Below are 20,031 nucleotides of genomic sequence, written 5' to 3'. Positions count from 1 at the left end.
TACCGGGCTGTCCGTCTACTCGCAGCCGCGCCGACTAGGGTTGAGCGCAGCACATCCGAAAGGGACAACTCGTGGCCGGCCAGGTTTACCGAGTGCGCTCGGCACTCACGCATGCGGGCCGCAGTGTGCTGCCCGACCGTGGCGCGCCGAGCCCCACTCTGCGCCAGGTGATCGCCGACCGGCGCGAGATCGCCGCCATGACCCGCGAGCGGGTCTCGTCGCCGTTGCTGACGATGCGCTTCTACGCGACCACCACGCCCGGCAAACTCGTCATCATCCTGCTCGCGATGGTCCTCGCATGCGGTCTCACCGGCTGGTACTCGTCCGTCTCGCTCACCGAGCGAAGCCAGACCCTCGAAGCACTCGTCGACCGCGCCGAGCCGCAGGCCGAGGCCGCCGAGGTCCTCTACAGTTCGCTGTCGGTGGCCGACGCCGCGGCCAACTCCGCGTTCATCTCCGGCGGCCGCGAGTCCCCCGACCTCCGCGCGGAGTACACCGACTCCATCGCGACGGCGTCCTCCGCGCTCATCGCCGCCGCGGACGGACTGTCCACGGCGGCGGAGGTGTCCGAGCGCGACAAGCCCTCGCGTGACGATCTCGACACCATCGCCACCAGCATCCCGGTGTACACGGGCCTCATCGAGACCGCACGCACCAACAACCGGCTCGCGAACCCCGTCGGATCGGCCTACCTCAGCGAGGCCTCGTCATTGATGATCGAGACCATCCTGCCCGCGGCGCAACGCCTCTACGAGGACCGGTCGTCGGCGATCTCCGACCCCCAGCGCACCCTCACCGTCCCACCGTGGGGCGTCTACGTGGCGCTGCTGATCATCATCGCGATGCTGATCGTCACCGGACGCTATCTGGCCCGGCGCACGCGGCGCCACTTCAACATCGGTCTCATCGGCGCGCTCACCGCGATGATCCTCGGCACGGTCTGGCTGCTCATCTCGGGACTGCTGTCGGTGGCCGCGGCCAACACAGCGAAGACCGCCGGTGCCGATCCGCTGCACACGCTGACCACCATGCGGATCCTCACACAGCAGGCGCGGTCGGCCGAGACGCTGTCGCTGGTCCGCCGGTCCGATCCGGGAGAACTCGACGTCGGCTTCAGCAAGGATCTCGAGGAGATCCACGATCACGCCGACCAACTCGCGAACGACCCCGAACACGCCGACGACCACGGCCTGACGCAGCCGCTCACCGACGTCCAGTCGGCGCTCGAACGTTGGCGCAGTGCCCACGAGGAGGTGGGCCGTCGGCTGGCGAGCGGTGACTACACGGCCGCGCGGGCCCTGACCATCGGCAACGGCAAGATCAGCACCGCAACCGGATACAACGAGGTCAACGACGCGCTGGTCAAGGCGATAGGCCAGGCGCGCACCACGTTCCGCGACAACATCAGCACCGCCCAGCGTCTGCTCGGCTTCACCGGCACGGGTATCGGCGTGCTGTGCGGGGTGGCCGCCGTGGCGGTCGCGATCGGCCTGTTCCCCCGGATCCGGGAGTACCGATGACAGCCTCCGCGTCCGCCCGCCGCCTGATCGTACTGCTGTGTCTCATCGCGTCCGGCCTCACCGCATGCGCCACCGTGACCAGCACCCCCAGCGAGCCGCCGTCCACCACCGCGCACGCGCCGTTCCCGCCCGACGTCGGTTTCGGCGCGCAGCCCGACGCGCCGGCGCCCGACTCCGACTGCGCCGCGATCGCCGGACTCCGGCCGGGACCGCTGTCCGAACCGCGGCAGATGCCGCCCGGATCGACGATGGACCGGATCGCCAAGCGCGGACGGCTGATCGTCGGCACCGACCTCGGCAGCAATCCGCTGAGTTTCCGCGATCCGATCACCGGCGACGTCAAAGGATTCGACATCGACGTCGCGCACTGGATCGCCGAGGCGATCTTCGGGGATCCGAATCTGATCGAGTACCGGATGATCACGAACGAGAACCGAATCCAGGCGCTGGAGAACGGCGCGGTCGACGTCGTCGTCAAAACGATGTCGATCACGTGCGATCGGCTCAAGTCGATCGACTTCTCGGTGCCCTACTACGCCGCCGCCCAGCAGATCCTCGCGTACCGCAATTCGGGTATCTCACAGGCATCCGATCTCGCCGGGAAGAACGTCTGCGCCACTCGCTCCTCCACTTCCATCGCGCGTGTGGAACGTGCTGTTCCGAGCGCGAAATATCTCACCACCGCGAGTTGGGCCGACTGCCTGGTGATGATGCAGCAGGGGCAGGTGGACGCGATCACCTCGGACGACTCCATACTCGCCGGGATCGCCGCGCAGGATCCGTGGGTCCACGTGGTCGGCGACAGCCTCGGAACGGAGTACTACGGAGTGGGGATACCCAAGGGGCAGGATGACTTCGCGCGATTCATCAACGGCGTGATCGCGGCCCGCGAGGCCGACGGCAGCTGGCAGCGGTCCTACGACGAGTGGCTGTCGATCCTCGGGCCCGGATCCCCGCCGCCGACGATGTACCGGGATTGACGTGATGAGCGATATCAAGAAGAAGCGCAACAAGAACGGCGACGCCGAGCCGGTCGCCACCGAGGCGACCGAGCTCCCGGCCGAGACACAGGCCTCGGCAGTCGAACCCACACAGACCGAGGCCTCCGAGTCGGTCCAGACACAGGCGGGCACCGTCCCCGCGCCGATGGGCACTGTCGGGGACACCGCGCCTACGGCGACCGTCACCCAGTCGACGCAGGTGCGGCGGATCCTCGACGACATCGCCGCCTCACGCAGGAAGAGCCGCAAGAGCGCCCACGTCCACGACCGCCGCCTCGGCAGTGAACTGGTCCAGCTTCCCGAGATCACCGACATCGACCCCGCGGACGCCGTCCTGGCCGACCCGGTGATCGCGCCGAGCAAGCGCAAGTGCTGGAACTGCGGCGAGCCGGTGGGCCGGAAGTCGGGCCGCGGCAAGGGACCGCTCAGCGGCACCTGCTGGAACTGCGGGTCGCGGTACTCGTTCGTCCCCGGTCTCAAACGGGGCACGATGGTCGCCGATCAGTACGAGATCGCCGGCGCGATCGCGCACGGCGGCATCGGATGGATCTACCTGGCTGTGGACCACAACGTCTCCGACCGCCCCGTCGTCCTGAAGGGCCTGCTGAACTCGTCGGACTCACAGGCTCAGGCGGTAGCCATCGCCGAACGGCAGTTCCTCGCCTCGGTGAACGATCCGGGCATCGTGAAGATCTTCAACTTCGTGGAGGGCGTCACGGAGGACGGGCGGTCCGTCGGCTACATCGTGATGGAGTACGTCGGCGGTCACACGCTCAAACAGCTGACCACCAACGAGGACGGCACCTCATCGCTGCTCCCGATCGAGCAGGCGATGGCCTACATCCTCGAAGTGCTCTCGGCCGTCGGATACCTGCATTCGGTGGGCCTGGTCTACAACGACGTGAAACCCGACAACATCATGATCACCAGCGATGAGGTCAAGCTCATCGACCTGGGTGCGGTCTCCGCGATCAACGGGACCGGGCATCTCTACGGCACGCCCGGGTTCCAGGCTCCGGAGATCGTGCAGACGGGCCCGCAGATCGTCACCGACATCTACAGCATCGGCCGCACACTGGCCGTCCTCACCGTCGACATGCCGATGGCCGACGGCCGATACCTCGACGGACTGCCCGACCCGCGAACCACTCCGCTGTTCGTGGAGAATCCGTCGTTCTACTTCCTGCTGCACCGGGCCACATCCCCCGACCCCGCCGAACGATTCTCGTCCGCGGAGGAGATGACCACGCAGGTGCTCAACGTGCTGCGGGAGACCGTGGCGCTGCACACCGGCGTCCCCCGGCCCTCCATGTCGACGGTCTTCACCCCGCAGCGCTCGACGTTCGGCACCGAACTCCTGCTGGCGCCCGTGGACGGCTTCTTCGACCCGAAGGACGCGGCGATCCACGACCCCGCCGACATCGCGCGAGCGCTGCCGGTGCCGCTCGTGGACCCGACCGATCCCGCCGCGAGCGTCCTGACCTCGGCCGCTCTCTCGTACCCGCGGCAGACGCTCGACACCATCCGCGCCGCGCGCGCCGACGGGTACAAGGCGCTCATCGCGACGGACGACGCCGACGACGGCGCCGGACCGCAGCACCCGTCGATGGAACTCGACCTCGCCGAAGCGCGCGCCCATCTGGAGCTCGGCAATCTCGACACGGCGCTGCAGTTGCTTCGGGAGGTCGCGGTCCATCACGGGGACTCGTGGCGGCTGCACTGGTATCTGGGCATCTGCTCGCTGCTCAACGCCGAGCCGGAACTCGCCTTCGACCGCTTTCACGAAGTGCTGGAGGCGATGCCCGGTGAGGTGGCGCCGAAGCTGGCGGTGGCGGGCACCGCCGAGCTGATCGGTTACTGGCTCTCCGCCGAGGAGTACACGTCCAACGACCAGATGGCGCAGGTGGAACGCTGGTACGAGATCGCGCGGCAGAACTATCACGATCTGTGGCTGACCGATCACAGCATCGTGTCCGCAGCTTTCGGGCTGGCCAGGATGATCCTGGCGGAGGGACGGTACGATGCCGCCATCGAGCCCCTCGACGAGGTACCCACCACGAGCCGGCACTACGGCACCGCGCAGATCTCGGCGATCATCACCCTCGTCCACGGTCGCCCGCCGAGCGAGGTGACGAGGTCGGAGCTGTTCGAGGCGGCCGAGCGCTTCGAAGAGATCAGCTGGGACGATCCCCGGCGCGGCCGCCTCCAGCTCATCATCCTCGGCACGGCTCTCGGGTGGATCGACGCTCACCTCGACGAGGACTATCCGGCCGACGACTTCCTCGGTTTCCCGTTCAACGAGCACGGTCTGCGGGCCGGAACCGAACGCTCTCTCCGCGAGCTGGCGAAGGCGACCCGCGACAATCGCGCCCACCGTTTCCTGCTGGTCGACCTCGCGAACCTGATCCGGCCCGCCACCCTGTTCTGACCGCCGCAACTCCCCAGGCTGGTAGAGCGCCCCCAGGCTCGTTGAGCTCCTCCCCAGGCTGGTTGAGCGAGCGAAGCGAGTCGAAACCACCGCACCCACCCACCACACCCACACCCCTCTTCGGAGGGTGGCCGCACCCGACTGTGATGTGGATCATGTGACCATGACCACGAGTACCGAGCTCTACCGCAGCAGCCGCGACCAGATGATCGAGCTGATCCACGATTACGACCGCGCCGTCCGCGAGTTCCGCTGGCCGGAGATCACCGGCACGTTCAACTGGGCCATCGACTGGTTCGACAGCTTCGCCCGCGGCAACGACCGTCTCGCTCTGTGGATCACCGAAGAGGACGGGTCGGAGGTCAAAGTCACGTTCGACGAGATGGCCACGAACTCCGATCGCGTGGCGACGTGGCTGCGGGGTCTCGGCATCACGAAGGGCGACCGCATCGTCCTGATGCTCGGCAATCAGGTGGAACTGTGGGAGCTGATGCTCGCGATCATGAAGCTCGGCGCGATCGTGATGCCGACGACCGCGGCTCTGGGCCCGGCCGATCTCACCGACCGGATCAAACGGGGCGGCGCGAGCTGTGTGATCGCGAACGCCGCGGACACCGCCAAGTTCGACACCGTCGAGGGCGACTATCGGCGCATCGTGGTCGGCGGCCACGTCGCCGGCTGGACGTCGTACTCCGCCAGCGCCGATGCCGAGTCGGCCGGACCGTTCGAGTCGACCACCCTGGTGGGCGACCCGATGCTCATCTACTTCACCTCGGGCACCACCAGCCGGCCGAAGCTGGTGGAGCACTCGCAGATCAGCTACGCCGTCGGCCATTTCACGACGATGGCGTGGATCGGCGTGAAGCCGGGCGATGTCCACCTGACCATCAGCTCGCCCGGCTGGGCCAAGCACGCGTGGAGCCTGTTCTTCGCGCCGTGGATCGCGGAGGCGACGATCTTCGTCTACAACTACTCACGGTTCGACGCCGCCGCCCTCATGGGGCAGCTGCGACGGGCCCGCGTCAACACCTTCTGCGCCCCGCCGACGGTGTGGCGCATGCTGATTCAAGCGGATCTGGGAGAACGGCCGGAGGGGCTGCGCGAACTGCTCGGTGCGGGCGAACCGTTGAACCCCGACGTGATCCGTCAGGTCGAGCAGTCGTGGGGTCTCACGATCCGCGACGGCTTCGGGCAGACCGAGACCACGCTCCAGGTCGGCAACACACCCGGCCAACCGGTGAAAGCGGGTTCGATGGGCCGTCCGATGCCGGGCGTTCCGGTCACGCTCGTCGATCCGCTGACCGGTGAGGTCTCTGACGACGGCGAGATCTGTCTGGACCTCGCCCGGCACCCGATGAACCTGATGACCGGTTATCTCGGGGATCCGGAACGCAACGAGCAGGTGATGGCCGGCGGCTACTACCACACCGGCGATGTGGCGCACCGCGACGAGGACGGCTACATCACGTACATCGGCCGCACCGACGACGTCTTCAAGTCGTCCGATTACAAGGTCTCGCCGTTCGAGTTGGAGAGCGTGCTGATCGAGCATCCCGCCGTGGTGGAGGCCGCGGTGGTTCCGCAACCGGACGACACCCGTCTCGCGGTGCCGAAGGCCTACGTCGCACTCGCGGAGGGATGGGAGCCCACCGCCGAGACCGCGAAGACGATCATGGAGTACGCCCGGGACCATCTGGCGCCGTATCTGAAAGTGCGCCGCGTCGAGTTCTTCGAACTCCCGAAGACCATCTCCGGGAAGATTCGACGTGTGGAACTGCAGCAGCGCGAAGCCGCGTCGCATGCGGCGGGAGAGGAGATCGTCACCGAGTTCCGGTACGAGGACCTGGTCGTGTGACTCTGCCGGGGTGCGGGAGTTTCGACTCGCTCCGCTCGCTCAACAGGCCTGAGGGGAGAGTCGGTCAACCAGCCTGGGGGTGGGAGTCGCTCAACCAGCCTGCGGGGGAAATCGGTCAACCGGCCTGTGAGGTAGAGCCGGCGACAGCGACGGCCTGGCGGGCGATGGCGAGTTCTTCGTTGGTCGGCACCACGAGGACCGTCACCTCGGAGGATTCGGTGGAGATGACACGCGACTCACTGCTGCGGACCGCGTTGCGTTCGGCGTCGATCTCGATGCCGAACTTCTCCAGCCCGGCCAGCGAATCGGCGCGCACCGCCGCCGCGTTCTCCCCGACTCCGGCGGTGAACACGATGGCGTCGGCGCCGCCCAATTCGATCAGATACGCCCCGATGTACCGGCGCAGTCGGTGCAGGTACACGTCGTAGGCCAGGCGCGCCGCGGCGTCGCCCGCCTCGACCCGCTCGAGAATCGCGCGGAAGTCGTTCTCCCCGCACAGCCCCTTGAGCCCGGATCGCTTGTTGACGAGCGTGTCGATCTCATCGACCGACATCCCGCCCACCCGCGCGAGTTGGAAGACGATCCCGGCGTCGATGTCTCCGGTACGGGTGCCCATCACCAGCCCCTCGAGCGGCGTCATCCCCATCGTGGTGTCGACCGGGCGCCCGCCCGCCACCGCCGACATGGAGGCGCCGTTGCCCAGATGCAGCACGATCTGGTCGACGTCGGCGTAGTCGCGCCCCAAGAACTCTGCGGCCCGGCGCGAGACGTACTCGTGGCTGGTGCCGTGGAAACCGTAACGCCGCACCGCGTACTCCTCGGCCACGGCGGCGTCGAGCGCATAGGTGGCCGCCGCATCGGGCAGGTCGTGGAAGAACGCGGTGTCGAAGACCGCAACAGCCGGCACGTCCGGCAACAGTGCCGACACCGCGTCGATGCCGACGAGATTGGCCGGATTGTGCAGCGGGGCCAGCGGGCAGATCCGCTCGATCTCCGAGCGCACCACGTCGTCGATCAGAGTCGGCTCGAAGAACGAGCGCCCGCCGTGCACCACGCGATGGCCGACCGCCGCCAACCCCGAGTCGGCGACGTCCACACCGTCGGCGGCGAAGAGTGCGAGGACCCGCGCGATCGCCGCCTCGTGGTCGGCGAGCGTCTCCTCGACCTCCACGTCGTGACCGCGGTACCAGTGCTTGATCCGCGACGCCGACTCCCCGATCCGCTCGGCGAGCCCGTCGGCGATCACCTCTTCGGTCACCGGATCGAGGACCTGGTATTTCAGCGACGACGACCCGGCGTTGACCACGAGCACCGTCCCGTCGATCGGTGTGCGGCTCATGCGTCGCTCCCGTTCTCTTCCCCGCCCGGGGTCTCGGTTCGCGGTCCCCGCTCCGTGGCGGCGAGGGCCTTCTTGATGTTCTGCGCCTGAATCGCGGTGATGGCGACGGTGTTGACGATGTCGGAGACGAGTGCGCCGCGAGACAGATCGTTCATCGGCTTGTTGAGTCCCTGCAGCACCGGGCCGATGGCGATCGCACCGGCGCTGCGCTGCACCGCCTTGTACGTGTTGTTGCCGGTGTTGAGGTCCGGGAAGATCAGCACCGTCGCGCGCCCGGCGACCGGCGAATCGGGCATCTTCGCCGCCGCGACCGAGGGTTCGATCGCCGCGTCGTATTGAATCGGCCCCTCCACCAGCAGTTCCGGCGCTCGCTCGCGAACCAGCTCGGTGGCGGTGCGGACCTTGTCGACGTCCTTGCCGGAGCCCGACCCGCCCGTCGAGTACGAGAGCATCGCGACCCGCTGCTCGATCCCGAAGGCCGCGGCCGTCTGCGCCGACGACACCGCGATGTCGGCCAGTTCCTCGGCCGTCGGGTCGGGAACCACCGCGCAGTCACCGTAGGTCAGGACCCGATCGGCCAGGCACATGAAGAAGACGCTCGACACCGTCGACACCCCGGGCACCGTCTTGATGATCTCGAATGCCGGCCGGATGGTCTGGGCGGTGGTGTGCACGGCACCGGACACCATGCCGTCGACGCGGCCGGTGTGCAGCAGCATGGTGCCGAAGTACGACTCGTCGCGCACCACCTCCGAGGCCCGTTCCAGCGTCATTCCCTTGTGCTTGCGCAGTTCGGCGTAGATCGGCGCGAACTCCTCGGCGAGCTCCGAGGTCGCCGGGTCGATGATGTCCACCTCGGACAGGTCGACGCCGAGTTCGTTGGCGCGGCGCCGCACCGAGTCCGGGTCGCCGAGCAGCGTCAACTCCGCCACACCGCGACGCACGAGCCGGTCGGTGGCCCGCAGGATCCGATCGTCGCCGCCTTCGGGCAGGACGATCCGCTGACGGTCCGACTTGGCCTGCGCCAGCAGCTGGTACTCGAACATCTGCGGGGTGACCACCTCCGGTGTGTGCAGATCGAGTTCGGCGAGCAGGTCCTGCGGGGAGACGTACCGTTCCATCAGACTCATCGCCGCGTCGATCTTGCGGACCGACCCGCTGACCATCGCGCCTCGGGTATGCGCGGCGATCCGCGCCGTCTCATAGGTTCCGTGATCGCACGCGATGATCGGCAGCGTCGGACGGAGCCCTTTGACCAGGGCGTCGATCATCGGGTGCGGTCGCAGACCGCCGTTGATGATGATCCCGGACAGCCGCGGAAAGCCTTCCGCCGCATTGGCGTTCACCAGGGCGAGCAAAACGTCCGACCGGTCCGCCGGTGCGATCACCACCATCGACTCGCTGAGCCGCTCGAGGATGTGCTCGACGGTCATGCCGCCGACCATCACCTCCAGCGCCTCGCGTTCGAGCAGGTCCGCCTCGCCGGAGTACAGAACTCCGTCGAGCGCTTCGCAGAGTTCGGCCATCGTCGGCGCCACCAGGAGCGGCTCGTCGGGCAGCGCCCACGTCCGCACGTCCACCGATCCGAGCGCGGCCGCCACCTCGAGCAACCGGTCGGGATCGCAACGGTTGGCGACCACGCCGACAGTGGTGGCGTGCGCGGCCTTGATGTCGGCCATCAGCATCTCGGCGACCGCCTTCACCTCCTGCGGCTGGCGCTCGAAGGCCTTGACCACCAGGATGATCGGCGCCGACAGATTGGCCGCGATCCGCGCGTTGAAACTCAGTTCGGACGGCGAGGCGACGTCGGTGTAGTCGGATCCGATCACCAGGACGTTGTCGCATTGCTCGGCGACGGTGTGGTACCGGTCGACGATCTCGGCGACGGCGGCGTCGGGGTCGGCGTGCACGTCGTCGTAGGTGACGCCGATGCACTGCTCGTAGGGGATGTCGACCGACGCGAACTGGTGCAGGAGGTCGAGGATGTAGTCGTGTTCGCCGGCGGCGGCCCGAGAGATCGGCCGGAAGACGCCGACCCGTCCGCCCGCAGCCGTGAGTACGGCGAGCACCCCCAGCGCGATCGTGGATTTGCCGGTATCGCCTTCCGCCGACGCGACGTAGATGCTGCGGGCGCCCGTGCCAGTCATGCATCCGAGCGTAGTCGGTCGGGACGCATTGCTCGGACCGGCCGCCTCCGGCCCGTCACCGGACGACGGCACGCACCACCATCTCGGCAATCTCGTCGTCGGACATCACGCTGTCGGGGACGAGCATGCAGGAGTACACCACGCGGACCATGAACTCGCTGCCCGCGCGGGGGTCGGGGTACAGCACCGCTGCCTCGTCGTCCTGCACATCGGGCGCCGTGGCGTCGACGATCATCTCGATCAGCGACGGCCGCTCGGAATCGTGCGTGGTGATCAGGGCCCGCACCACTTCCTCGGGTTCGTTCCGGAGGACGTACTGCAGCGCCTCGTGCTCGCGGATGTAGGCGAGGCTGCCGCGGACGCGTTCACGGATCCGCTCGCCGGGGTCGGGCTGATCGGCACCCCACACCCGCAGCTGCGTCCGGAGCTGCTCGAGTTCGCGCGCCATGATCGCGGCGACGAGCGCATCGCGCCCGCCGAACATGCGGTAGGCCGTGGCGCGTGCGACGCCGGCCTGCCGCGCCACCGAGGTCAGGCTGAGGGCTTTGGCCCCGAAGCGCGACACCAGTGCGACGCCCACTTCCACCAACCGGTCACGATCCATGGGTTGAACGGTATCGAATCCCACTACCGTTCCGGGCGGATGTCTCGTCTCGATTGGACGAGAATCACTCACTCCTCGTCGATGTAGTGCATGGCCGCCTCTTCGGCCGAAGCGCCCGCGCCGTCGACGCCGGCGTCGGTCGCGAGCAACTGGTTGTCCACATCCGGACCGACGCCCTCGTCCGGCGCGATCAATCGCCCCGCCCGCCGGTCGCCGACCTCGTCGCGCTCTGGGAAGTCCGGGTCGCCGTCCTCGTCTGCATAGCCGACGTCGGGCACCTCTTCAGCGAGTCTCTCGTCGAGACAGTCGTGCTCGTGGGATGCAGGCGCGTAGTCGGGCGGCGAGTAACCGCGGTCGAGGACGTCCGACAGTTCGCTGTCGGCGAGAGTGTCCGCCGGCTGCAACTGATCGGTGTCGTCCTGGTCGTACTCGCCACCTTCGTACGAATCACGAGCGCTCATACTTCCAGGCTAATGCTTCGGCGTCCGCGCGTGGACGTGTTCTCCGCTACCTTCGCCACGGCTCGTAGCTGCGCGGATCCTCGATCGGTTCCAGGTGAATCGTGGGTACGAGGTCCTCGACCTCATCGTGCAGCGCGGCCTCGACCTCCTCGAGCAGGTCGTGTCCGCGCTGCACGGTCCATTGGCCCGGCACCAGCATGTGCAGCTGGACGAATCGCAGATGGCCGGCCTCGCGCGTGCGTACGTCGTGGAAGTCGACGCCGTCGCCCCGGAATCGGTCGAGGACCCGGTCGATCGCCGCGCGTTCGGCATCGGGCACCGCCGAGTCCATCAGCCCGCGCGTCGACTGGCGCACCAAGCGGTAGCCGACGAAGACGATGTTGACCGCGACGGCGATCGCGATGAGCGGATCGAGGATCGTCCAGCCGGTGAGTGCCACCACCGCGACTCCGGCGATCACGCCCGCGGTGGTCCAGACGTCGGTCATCAGATGCTTGCCGTCGGCCTCGAGCGTCAGCGACCGGTGCTGTCGGCCCGCGCGGATCAGCTGCCACGCCACCGCGGCGTTGATCACCGACGCCAGCACCGAGACCGCCAGACCGACGCCCACCGATTCGAGGTCACGCGGATTGAGCAGCCGGTCGACGGCCGTCACGATGATGACGATCGCGGCCACCACGATCATCACTCCTTCGACCACCGCGGAGAAGTACTCGCTCTTGACGTGACCGAAGTTGTGCTCGTCGTCGGCCGGCTTCGCCGCGATGCGCAGGGCGATGAACGCCACCACGGCGGCCACGAGGTTCACCACCGACTCGGCGGCGTCGGAGAGCAGACCCACCGATCCGGTCATCCACCACGCGACCATCTTCAGCGCGATCACCACGATCGCCGTCACGATGCTCAGCAGTGCCCACCTGGTCAGGTCCCGTGTCTGTTCCACCACACCGGAATCATCCCGCACGCCGGCGGGTCGCGCACCATCCGACGCCACGGAAAGTCGGCATTACGCTGCGGATTCTTCCGCACAGGGGGAGCATTGAAGCATGCTCGACGAGTTGAACGACCAGGCCCGCGCCGACTACGACTCCGGCGAGTTCAGCACGGCACTCGCCGGCTTCTCGGTGCTCCGCGAGATCCGTTCACGCCGCGAGGGCCCGTATTCGGTGAAGTACCTCGAGGCACTCCACAACAGCGTCCGCTGCATGTCGATGCTGGAGATGTGGGACGACGCCGACCTCCTGTGCAGCGAGTTGCACAGCAAGTACGTGCGCACGCTCGGTCGCGGTCAGGAGGTGACGGTCGACGTCGCCAAACACTGGGCGTGGGCGATGGTGCACCGCCACGACCTGCGACCGGCCACAGCACTGTATCTGACCACCGCCGACGCCATGTGGGATGCGGACGCGCCGGGCGCGCGCCGTCTCATCGGCGCGGCGGCCGTCGTCCCCGACGCCCGACCGGCCGAGATGGTGTGGCGGGGCCGGGTGGACGGTGTCCCGATCGCGCACACCGACGAACTGCTGGCGGTGCTGGGCGCCGTCGCCGAACGGCTCGCGGAACACGCAGACGCCGAGCCGACCCTCACCCTGGACGGTTTGGCGCTCACCGGCTGAGCTCGGTCAGATCACCGGTTCCTCACGCTCGATCCTGGCGGCCAGCGCGCTGACCTTGCCCGGCACGGTGAACAGCGTGACGACGCTGACCACGATGAGCAGCACCGCGAGGATCCACAGGATGGTCGAGAGGGTCCAGACGGCGGGCAGCACGATCATCGCGATACCCGCGAGCACCGAGACCACACCCGAGAGCATCACCAACCAGCGGGGCGCCATGGTGACCGTGAAGCGCGACCCGAGCAGATCCTGCAGACCGCCGATGATCCATCCGATGCCGATGAAGACACCCAGGAGCACCAGCGACTTGGACGGGTTGATGGTGGCGAGTACGCCGACGGCGAGCACGATTCCGCCGAACACGCCGAGGAGCAGCCGGGTCCCCGCGGTCGCCCGGGTCAGCGCGAAGGCGACGAAGAGCCGGAAGAGCCCGGCGACGATGAGCGAGATGCCGAACAGCACACCGATCACGGCCAGTGTCGCGGCGGGCCAGACGAGCGCGACGATGCCCAGCGCGATTCCGACGAGCGAGGAGAAGATGACGAAGGTCCGCACGGCGCCGACCGCGTCGTTCGGGAGAACCGACGGCGATGCTTGAGTGGTCATGCACGCAGCGTAGCGTGCAGACCTATGACTGATAAGGCCTTCTTCACCGTCGACGGCGCCGGTCGGTACGACCCCACCGGGTATGCGGTGGGACTGTGGGGCCCGGACGCGCTGAACGGACCGTCGGTCTGCGCGATCGCCGCCCGCGCCGCCGAGAACGCTGGCGGCAGTGCCGATTTCACTCCCGCACGGTTCACCCTCGAGTTGTTCAAGAGCGCACGACGGCTGCCCACCGTGCCCACCACGACCGTCCTGCGCGACGGTCACCGCATCCGGGTCATCGAGGTGTCGGTACGGCAGTACGACGGCGACGCCGAGATCCTCGTCGCGCGCGGCAACGTCGTGTTCCTGAAGACGGGTTCGAATCCGCCGGGCGAGCGATGGGAGCGCCCCGCGCGGGAGCGGACCTTCACCCCGCCCGCCGACGCCGGTGACGGCTACCGGCCGTGGTTCCGGACCGAGGGCGGGACGTGGTCCAACGACATGGGCGAGTACCAGAACTCCGAGCGGCTCACGATCTGGAGCAGGCCGTTCAACGCCGTCCCCGATGAGGAGTTGACGCCCTTCCAGCGCGCGGTGATCGCCGCCGAGTCGACGAGCCTGGTCACGAACATCGGCGACGGCGGTATCGGGTTCATCAACTGCGATCTGACCGTCGCGGTCGCCCGATTGCCGGAGGGCGTCCGCGTCGGCGTGGAGGCCGACTCGCACATCGAGAACGCGGGCGTCTCCGTCGGCACCGCCAACCTGTACGACGAGCACGGACAGTTCGGGGTGGGAATGGTGACCGCCGTCGACAACACCCGCGCGATGATCGATTTCACGACCGTGAAGCCGTACACCAACCGGGCCCCCGAACTGAGCTGACCCGGGAGAACCGGCGGCGACCACACCTGGGCGAGTAGTGTTCTAAGTCACAGCGAGCTATTTCCGGAGGCTGTCGTGACGAACAGGTATCTCAGGTACGGTGATCGTCGTTTCATCATCAATCGCGAGACGGAAGCCCGCCTTCACCGCGCGCTCGACAAGGTCTACGCCGACGGGAGCGCGGGCCACGAGTGGCTCAACCTCTACCCCGACAGCGAGGCCGAGTGCCGGCTGCTGATCGCCGCGGGGGTGCCGATCACGATTGAGACGGAGCCGTATCTCGACGCTCCTGCTTAGCCGCGTCTGCTTTCTCCGCCCGCCGGCGCGCATTGCGCGGGAGGATGTACCGGGTGTCGATGAGCCAATAGGCCGCGAAGACCGCTCCGGCGAGGCCCCAGCCGAGCAGGATGTCGAAGACGTAGTGCTCGCCGCTGTAGACCAGCGCGAACGCCATGGTGAGCGCGTACCCCATGAACATCGTCTTGCCGAACCAGCGCGTTCGCGGCCACATGAACAGCGCGAGCAGCATCGTCAGTCCCGCATGCAGGGACGGGATCGCGGCGACGAGATTCGACTTCGTCTGACCGAACCGGACCGCTCGCAGCACCATGTCCAAGCCGATCACACTCCAGCCGCGGTCGGAGATCCGCTCCACGTACGGTTCGGCGCCGGGATTCTCCGGATGCACCTCACCGAGCAGGTTGCCGGGCACCTCGACGTCGGCCCGGTACATGCACGGCGGATCGTGCGGACTGTCGGCGACCTGCGCGACGGTGCAGCGGGCCGCCGCCCACGGCGGCGCCGCCGGGACCAGCGTGTAACCGACCAGGCCGAGGAAGCTCACCGCGATGAAGCACGCGGCGAACCGGCGCCACAGCGCCCGATCGCGCACCCACAGCACCGCGGCGGTCGCGTACGGAACGATGAAGTACGACATGTAGACCGCGCTGGTGATGACCTCCCACCACGGCGGCGAGGACTCCTTCAGATGCGACTGAAGCCAGACGGTCGGGTTGGTCCCGAAGATCCAGTGGTCGACGTCCGGCGCGAGTTGCCAGTGCGTCGGCATGTCGAGCCACACCGCGATGTTCCGGGTCCAGTCGTAGAGCATCAGGATCAGGACGAAGGGCAGCCAGTCGATCAGCACGGTGCTGACGCGACGGCGCCCGATGGTGGCGGCCGCCATCCCGAACGCGAGAAAGAAGATGAGACTCGTCCGGTCTGCGGCGATGCCGTACCGCCAGAAGTAGACGGCCAGGCTCACCGCCCAGATCGTCAGCAGGATCCGGCGCAGCAACCGGAAGTCGCGCACCTTCTCCTCGACGACTTCGATGGGCGCGTCGTCCGGGGGGAGATCCGGGATCGAGTCCGCACCGGCGGGAGGATCGTCTGGGTCGGGGTCGGATCCACCCGCCGTACCCGGCGACGCCGTGTCCACGCTCACGCCCGAGCCTCCTGCCCCAGTCGAGGACGGTGCCACCGTCCATGGCGAACTCTATAGAAGTTCTCCGGGAATTGGCTGTCAGTGCACCGGATGTCTTCCTTGCGGCCACCCCGGAGGCGGTCGGCCAGACGATAGGCTGGGTTCATGCGAGTCGGAGCCCATCTTCGCCAGGACGAGAACCCCGTCGCCACCGCCGAGGAACTCGGGATCGACATCTTCCAGATGTTCGTCACCGATCCGCAGAGCTGGAAGAAGCCCGAGCCGCATCCGCACGCCGAGCAGATCCGCGAGTCGCCGATCGACGTGGTCGTGCACTCGAGCTATCAGATCAACGTGGCGAGCCTGAACAACCGCCTGCGGATGCCGTCACGCAAGGCTGTGGAGCAGCAGGCCGCGGCGGCCGCCGACCTCGGCGCGATCGGCCTCGTGGTGCACGGGGGCCATCTGAAGGACGGGGAGGACGCGGCCGACGGATTCGCCAACTGGCGCAAGCTGTTCGAACGACAGGCGGACAAGGGCGGCTTCGGGGTGCCGATCCTGATCGAGAACACCGCGGGCGGCGATCACGCGATGGCCCGGACACTGGAGTCGATCGAGCGCCTGTGGGACGCCGTCGGAGACTTCCCCGAGGCCGGGTTCTGCCTCGACACCTGCCATGCCTGGGCCGGCGGTGAAGACCTCGTCGGCCTCGTGGAACGGATCAAGTCGATCACCGGCCGGATCGATCTGATCCATCTGAACAACTCGCGTGACGAGTTCGACTCGGGCCGCGACCGGCACGCCAACCTCGAGTCCGGCCAGATCGATGCGGAGGTGCTCGCCGAGTTGATGAAGACCGCCGGTGCACCCGGTGTGCTGGAGACGCCCGCCGACGGCATTCCCGACGATCTGGCGTATCTGCGATCGCTCTGACGGGCACCGGGCGCCGTCCGCTTGCATTTGTTAGCGGGGCCACACCGCACTCATATTGTCCGTCTGAACGGCTAGCGGTACGCTGTCAATAGTTACCGGCAAGTAACATAGTCGGCACCGAGTCAGCCACCGGAGCCACGCCCCCGGGAAACGAACTTCTAGAACAGCGAGTAAGGAAAACCATGGGCCATTACAAGTCCAACCTGCGCGATCTGCACTTCAACCTCTTCGAGATGTACAAGCTCGACGAGGTCCTCGCCTCCGGCGAGTTCGGCGACCTCGACCACGACACCGCGGTCGACATGCTCCGCGAAGTCAAGCACCTCGCCGAGGGCGTCATCGCCGACTCGTTCGCGGACGCCGACCGCAATCCCCCGGTCTTCAACCCGGAGGACCACAGCGTCACCATTCCCGACAGCTTCAAGAAGTCGTACAACGCCCTGATCGAGGCCGGCTGGGACAAGGTCGGCGTCGACGAGGAACTCGGCGGCCTGCCCGCACCCCGCTCGCTGTACTGGGCGATCGGCGAGATGATCCTGGGCGCCAACCCGCCGGTGTTCATGTACGCCGCCGGTTCGGGCTTCTCGAACATCTTCTACGACAACGGCACCGACGAGCAGAAGAAGTGGGCCGCCATCTGCTCCGAGCGCGGTTGGGGCGCCACCATGGTCCTGACCGAGCCGGACGCCGGCTCGGACGTCGGCGCGGGCATCACCAAGGCCACCCTTCAGGAAGACGGCACCTGGCACATCGAGGGCGTCAAGCGCTTCATCACCTCGGCCGACCAGGACATGACCGAGAACATCTTCCACCTGGTCCTGGCCCGCCCCGAGGGCGCCGGACCGGGCACCAAGGGTCTGTCGCTGTTCTTCGTTCCGAAGTTCCACTTCGACCATGAGACCGGCGAGCTGGGCGAGCGCAACGGCGCCTTCGTCACCAACGTCGAGCACAAGATGGGCATCAAGGCCTCGGCCACCTGTGAGGTCAGCTTCGGCCTGCACGGCACCCCGGCCAAGGGCTGGCTCGTCGGCGAGGTCCACAAGGGTATCGCCCAGATGTTCGACGTCATCGAGCACGCCCGCATGATGGTCGGCACCAAGGCCATCTCGACGCTGTCGACCGGCTACCTCAACGCTCTCGATTACGCCAAGCAGCGCGTGCAGGGCGCCGATCTGACGCAGATGACCGACAAGGCCGCTCCGCGCGTCACGATCACGCACCACCCGGACGTGCGCCGCGCGCTGATGACCCAGAAGGCCTACGCCGAGGGTCTGCGCGCCGTGTACCTGTACACCGCGTCGCACCAGGACGCCGTCGCCGCGAAGATCGTCTCCGGCGCGGACGCCGAGATGGCGCACAAGGTGAACGACCTGCTCCTCCCGATCGTCAAGGGCGTCGGCTCCGAGCGTGCCTACGAGAAGCTGACCGAGTCCCTGCAGACGCTGGGCGGTTCGGGCTTCCTGCAGGACTACCCGATCGAGCAGTACATCCGGGACTCGAAGATCGACTCGCTGTACGAGGGCACCACCGCCATCCAGGCGCAGGACTTCTTCTTCCGCAAGATCATCCGCGACAAGGGCCAGGCACTGGCCCACGTCGCAGGCCAGATCCAGGACTTCATCGACAACGGCCAGGGCAACGGTGGCGAACAGTTTGCGGCCGAGCGCGCACTGCTCAAGACCGCCAACGAGGACGTCCAGGCCATGGCCGCCAAGCTCACCGGCTGGCTGATGAGCGCGCAGGAGGATCCGAAGCAGCTGTACCTGATCGGCACCGCGTCGGTCCGCTTCCTGATGGCCGTCGGCGATCTGCTGATCGGCTGGCTGCTGCTGCGTCAGGCCGTCGTCGCGCAGGCCGCGCTCGACGCCGGTGCCTCCGGTGACGACAAGGCGTTCTACGAGGGCAAGGTGGCCTCGGGTGTGTTCTTCGCGAAGAACATGCTGCCGCTGCTGACCTCCGTTCGCCAGATCGTCGAGAACAACGTCGACAACGACCTGATGGAGCTCGACGAAGCCGCGTTCTGATCGGGCGGTTCAGATCCGGTCCACTCCGACCGGCGCAAGCGCAGGGACCCCGCCGGGAGCAGCCAGTTTCCCGGCGGGGTTCTCTCGTCACCGGATCCGGTCTACGGTCGGATCGGGGGAACTTCGTCCGATTGGAGCGCGAGGCAATGAAAGCACTCGTCTATCACGGGCCCGGGAACAAGTCGTGGGACGACGTGCCCGAACCTCGGATCCAGGCGCCCACCGATGTCATCGTGAAGATCGACGCGACGACGATCTGCGGCACCGACCTGCACATTCTGAAGGGCGACGTCCCCGCTGTCACGCCGGGACGCATCCTCGGCCACGAGGGCGTCGGGACGATCACCGAGGTCGGCGCGGCGGTGACCACGCTGTCTGTCGGCGATCAGGTGATCATCTCCTGCATCAGCGCGTGCGGTAAGTGCGCCTATTGCAAGCAGGGCGTGTTCTCGCACTGCCTCGGCGACGAGGGCACCTCGGGGATCGGCTGGATCTTCGGCCACCTCATCGACGGGACGCAGGCCGAGTACGTCCGTGTGCCCTACGCGGAGACCTCCGTGTACCGGCTGCCCGACACCATGCGTCCGGAACAGGGCGTCGTCCTCTCGGACATCCTTCCGACCGGTCACGAGATCGGCGTCCGCTACGGCGCGGTGAAGCCCGGGGACGTGGTCGCGGTCATCGGTGCCGGCCCCGTCGGCCTGGCCGCGATCGCCACGGCGGGACTCTACGGCCCGAGCCGCGTCATCGCCGTCGATGTGGATGCAGGCCGCGTCGAGCAGGCCCGCAGGTTCGGCGCCACGGACGGCGTCGTGTCGTCCGACGACGACTGGCGCGAGCAGATCCTCGCGATGACCGACGGCCTCGGCGTCGACGTCGCCATCGAAGCGGTCGGAGTGCCGCAGACCTGGAACATGTGCCTGGACATCGTGCGCCCGGCGGGACACGTCGCCAACGTCGGAGTGCACGGCACCGGCGTCGACCTGCCGCTGCAGGATCTCTGGATCACCAACGTGACGATGACGATGGGACTGGTGAACACCGACACCCTCGGCACCCTGCTCAAGATGGTGGCGCAGCGGAAGATCGACCCGGACGTGTTCATCAGCCACCGGTTCGCACTGCACGACATGATGGACGCCTATGACGTCTTCGAACGCGCCGCGGAGACCAAGGCGCTGAAGGTGGTGCTCACCGCGTAGCGACG

The 20,031-nt window shown here is 67.5% G+C and carries 17 protein-coding genes; 10 read left to right on the top strand and 7 right to left on the bottom strand.

Translation table 11 applies throughout. The features are described from left to right. Positions 1 to 71: 71 nt before the first annotated feature. From ACK8HH_RS01910 to ACK8HH_RS01895, 4 genes are all read left to right on the top strand, one after another. Positions 72 to 1,520 carry a hypothetical protein gene (locus ACK8HH_RS01910; protein ID WP_278125924.1) on the top strand — a complete coding sequence of 483 codons (1,449 nt, stop codon included), beginning with the start codon at positions 72 to 74 and terminating at the stop codon, positions 1,518 to 1,520. Continuing rightward, positions 1,517 to 2,500, top strand: coding sequence for a glutamate ABC transporter substrate-binding protein (locus ACK8HH_RS01905; RefSeq protein WP_278125922.1), 984 nt, complete (start codon positions 1,517 to 1,519; stop codon positions 2,498 to 2,500). Before ACK8HH_RS01910 ends, ACK8HH_RS01905 begins: the two co-directional genes overlap by 4 nt. Before the next feature lie 4 nt (positions 2,501 to 2,504). Continuing rightward, complete coding sequence (locus tag ACK8HH_RS01900) at positions 2,505 to 4,949, top strand: serine/threonine-protein kinase (protein WP_278125921.1); 2,445 nt, start codon at positions 2,505 to 2,507, stop codon at positions 4,947 to 4,949. Positions 4,950 to 5,112: 163 nt separating this feature from the next. Beyond that, entirely contained in the window at positions 5,113 to 6,804 is a 1,692-nt protein-coding gene (locus ACK8HH_RS01895) for an AMP-binding protein (RefSeq protein ID WP_278125919.1), read from the top strand. 115 nt (positions 6,805 to 6,919) lie between these two features. Here the strand turns inward: ACK8HH_RS01895 and ACK8HH_RS01890 are convergent, their stop codons facing one another. The 5 genes from ACK8HH_RS01890 to ACK8HH_RS01870 all read right to left on the bottom strand — a co-directional run bounded on the left by ACK8HH_RS01890 (position 6,920) and on the right by ACK8HH_RS01870 (position 12,301). Continuing rightward, complete coding sequence (locus tag ACK8HH_RS01890; RefSeq protein WP_006897020.1) at positions 6,920 to 8,143, bottom strand: acetate kinase; 1,224 nt, start codon at positions 8,141 to 8,143, stop codon at positions 6,920 to 6,922. Then, positions 8,140 to 10,290 (bottom strand): phosphate acetyltransferase, encoded by a 2,151-nt coding sequence (gene pta / locus ACK8HH_RS01885; protein WP_222110869.1) that lies wholly within the window; start codon positions 10,288 to 10,290, stop codon positions 8,140 to 8,142. The genes ACK8HH_RS01890 and pta overlap by 4 nt, the downstream gene beginning before the upstream one ends. Before the next feature lie 55 nt (positions 10,291 to 10,345). Next, positions 10,346 to 10,894, bottom strand: a complete 549-nt coding sequence (locus tag ACK8HH_RS01880; RefSeq protein ID WP_006897022.1) for a TetR/AcrR family transcriptional regulator — start codon at positions 10,892 to 10,894, stop codon at positions 10,346 to 10,348. 68 nt (positions 10,895 to 10,962) lie between these two features. Continuing rightward, a complete protein-coding gene (locus tag ACK8HH_RS01875; protein WP_045537234.1) occupies positions 10,963 to 11,355 on the bottom strand; it encodes a DUF5709 domain-containing protein in 393 nt (130 codons plus the stop codon). 46 nt (positions 11,356 to 11,401) lie between these two features. Next, positions 11,402 to 12,301, bottom strand: a complete 900-nt coding sequence (locus ACK8HH_RS01870; protein ID WP_006897024.1) for a cation diffusion facilitator family transporter — start codon at positions 12,299 to 12,301, stop codon at positions 11,402 to 11,404. A gap of 100 nt (positions 12,302 to 12,401) precedes the next feature. On the opposite strand from ACK8HH_RS01870, the gene ACK8HH_RS01865 reads away from it, so the two are divergent. Continuing rightward, positions 12,402 to 12,971, top strand: coding sequence for a hypothetical protein (locus ACK8HH_RS01865; protein ID WP_045537233.1), 570 nt, complete (start codon positions 12,402 to 12,404; stop codon positions 12,969 to 12,971). Positions 12,972 to 12,977: 6 nt separating this feature from the next. Here ACK8HH_RS01865 and ACK8HH_RS01860 read toward each other — a convergent pair whose 3' ends face one another. Next, entirely contained in the window at positions 12,978 to 13,577 is a 600-nt protein-coding gene (locus ACK8HH_RS01860; protein ID WP_045537231.1) for an HdeD family acid-resistance protein, read from the bottom strand. Between the two features lie 24 nt (positions 13,578 to 13,601). On the opposite strand from ACK8HH_RS01860, the gene ACK8HH_RS01855 reads away from it, so the two are divergent. Next, positions 13,602 to 14,444, top strand: a complete 843-nt coding sequence (locus tag ACK8HH_RS01855; RefSeq protein WP_045537229.1) for an acyl-CoA thioesterase domain-containing protein — start codon at positions 13,602 to 13,604, stop codon at positions 14,442 to 14,444. 75 nt (positions 14,445 to 14,519) lie between these two features. Next, entirely contained in the window at positions 14,520 to 14,741 is a 222-nt protein-coding gene (locus ACK8HH_RS01850) for a hypothetical protein (protein WP_006897028.1), read from the top strand. On the opposite strand, the gene ACK8HH_RS01845 is transcribed toward ACK8HH_RS01850, so the two are convergent. Beyond that, the gene (locus tag ACK8HH_RS01845; protein ID WP_045537226.1) at positions 14,701 to 15,888 is read right to left on the bottom strand and encodes a phosphatase PAP2 family protein; all 1,188 of its coding nucleotides are present in this window, start codon (positions 15,886 to 15,888) and stop codon (positions 14,701 to 14,703) included. The two genes, ACK8HH_RS01850 and ACK8HH_RS01845, sit on opposite strands and share 41 nt — an antisense overlap. A gap of 144 nt (positions 15,889 to 16,032) precedes the next feature. Here ACK8HH_RS01845 and ACK8HH_RS01840 point away from each other — a divergent pair, with 144 nt between their 5' ends. From ACK8HH_RS01840 to ACK8HH_RS01830, 3 genes are all read left to right on the top strand, one after another. Then, positions 16,033 to 16,800 carry a deoxyribonuclease IV gene (locus ACK8HH_RS01840; RefSeq protein WP_006897030.1) on the top strand — a complete coding sequence of 256 codons (768 nt, stop codon included), beginning with the start codon at positions 16,033 to 16,035 and terminating at the stop codon, positions 16,798 to 16,800. Between the two features lie 182 nt (positions 16,801 to 16,982). Next, positions 16,983 to 18,824, top strand: coding sequence for an acyl-CoA dehydrogenase (locus ACK8HH_RS01835; protein WP_006897031.1), 1,842 nt, complete (start codon positions 16,983 to 16,985; stop codon positions 18,822 to 18,824). A 146-nt stretch (positions 18,825 to 18,970) separates the two neighbouring features. Further along, on the top strand, positions 18,971 to 20,026 hold the full coding sequence (locus ACK8HH_RS01830) for a zinc-dependent alcohol dehydrogenase family protein (RefSeq protein ID WP_006897032.1): 1,056 nt from the start codon (positions 18,971 to 18,973) through the stop codon (positions 20,024 to 20,026). Positions 20,027 to 20,031: the final 5 nt, after the last annotated feature.

Source organism: Gordonia sp. LUNF6, assembly GCF_047041125.1.
In the GTDB taxonomy this organism is placed as follows: Bacteria; Actinomycetota; Actinomycetes; order Mycobacteriales; family Mycobacteriaceae; genus Gordonia; species Gordonia sihwensis.
The sequence above is the reverse complement of the archived record's forward strand: the minus strand, read 5'-3'. Positions and strand labels throughout refer to the sequence as shown.

Bases quoted from the DNA above. Each gene is read 5' to 3' on its own strand.
- ACK8HH_RS01830 (WP_006897032.1), top strand. From the start codon at position 18,971: ATGAAAGCACTCGTCTATCACGGGCCCGGGAACAAGTCGTGGGACGAC.
- ACK8HH_RS01905 (WP_278125922.1), top strand. From the start codon at position 1,517: ATGACAGCCTCCGCGTCCGCCCGCCGCCTGATCGTACTGCTGTGTCTC.
- pta (WP_222110869.1), bottom strand. From the start codon at position 10,290: ATGACTGGCACGGGCGCCCGCAGCATCTACGTCGCGTCGGCGGAAGGC.
- ACK8HH_RS01860 (WP_045537231.1), bottom strand. From the start codon at position 13,577: ATGACCACTCAAGCATCGCCGTCGGTTCTCCCGAACGACGCGGTCGGC.
- ACK8HH_RS01875 (WP_045537234.1), bottom strand. From the start codon at position 11,355: ATGAGCGCTCGTGATTCGTACGAAGGTGGCGAGTACGACCAGGACGAC.
- ACK8HH_RS01840 (WP_006897030.1), top strand. From the start codon at position 16,033: ATGCGAGTCGGAGCCCATCTTCGCCAGGACGAGAACCCCGTCGCCACC.
- ACK8HH_RS01890 (WP_006897020.1), bottom strand. From the start codon at position 8,143: ATGAGCCGCACACCGATCGACGGGACGGTGCTCGTGGTCAACGCCGGG.
- ACK8HH_RS01865 (WP_045537233.1), top strand. From the start codon at position 12,402: ATGCTCGACGAGTTGAACGACCAGGCCCGCGCCGACTACGACTCCGGC.
- ACK8HH_RS01855 (WP_045537229.1), top strand. From the start codon at position 13,602: ATGACTGATAAGGCCTTCTTCACCGTCGACGGCGCCGGTCGGTACGAC.
- ACK8HH_RS01835 (WP_006897031.1), top strand. From the start codon at position 16,983: ATGGGCCATTACAAGTCCAACCTGCGCGATCTGCACTTCAACCTCTTC.
- ACK8HH_RS01895 (WP_278125919.1), top strand. From the start codon at position 5,113: ATGACCACGAGTACCGAGCTCTACCGCAGCAGCCGCGACCAGATGATC.
- ACK8HH_RS01900 (WP_278125921.1), top strand. From the start codon at position 2,505: ATGAGCGATATCAAGAAGAAGCGCAACAAGAACGGCGACGCCGAGCCG.
- ACK8HH_RS01880 (WP_006897022.1), bottom strand. From the start codon at position 10,894: ATGGATCGTGACCGGTTGGTGGAAGTGGGCGTCGCACTGGTGTCGCGC.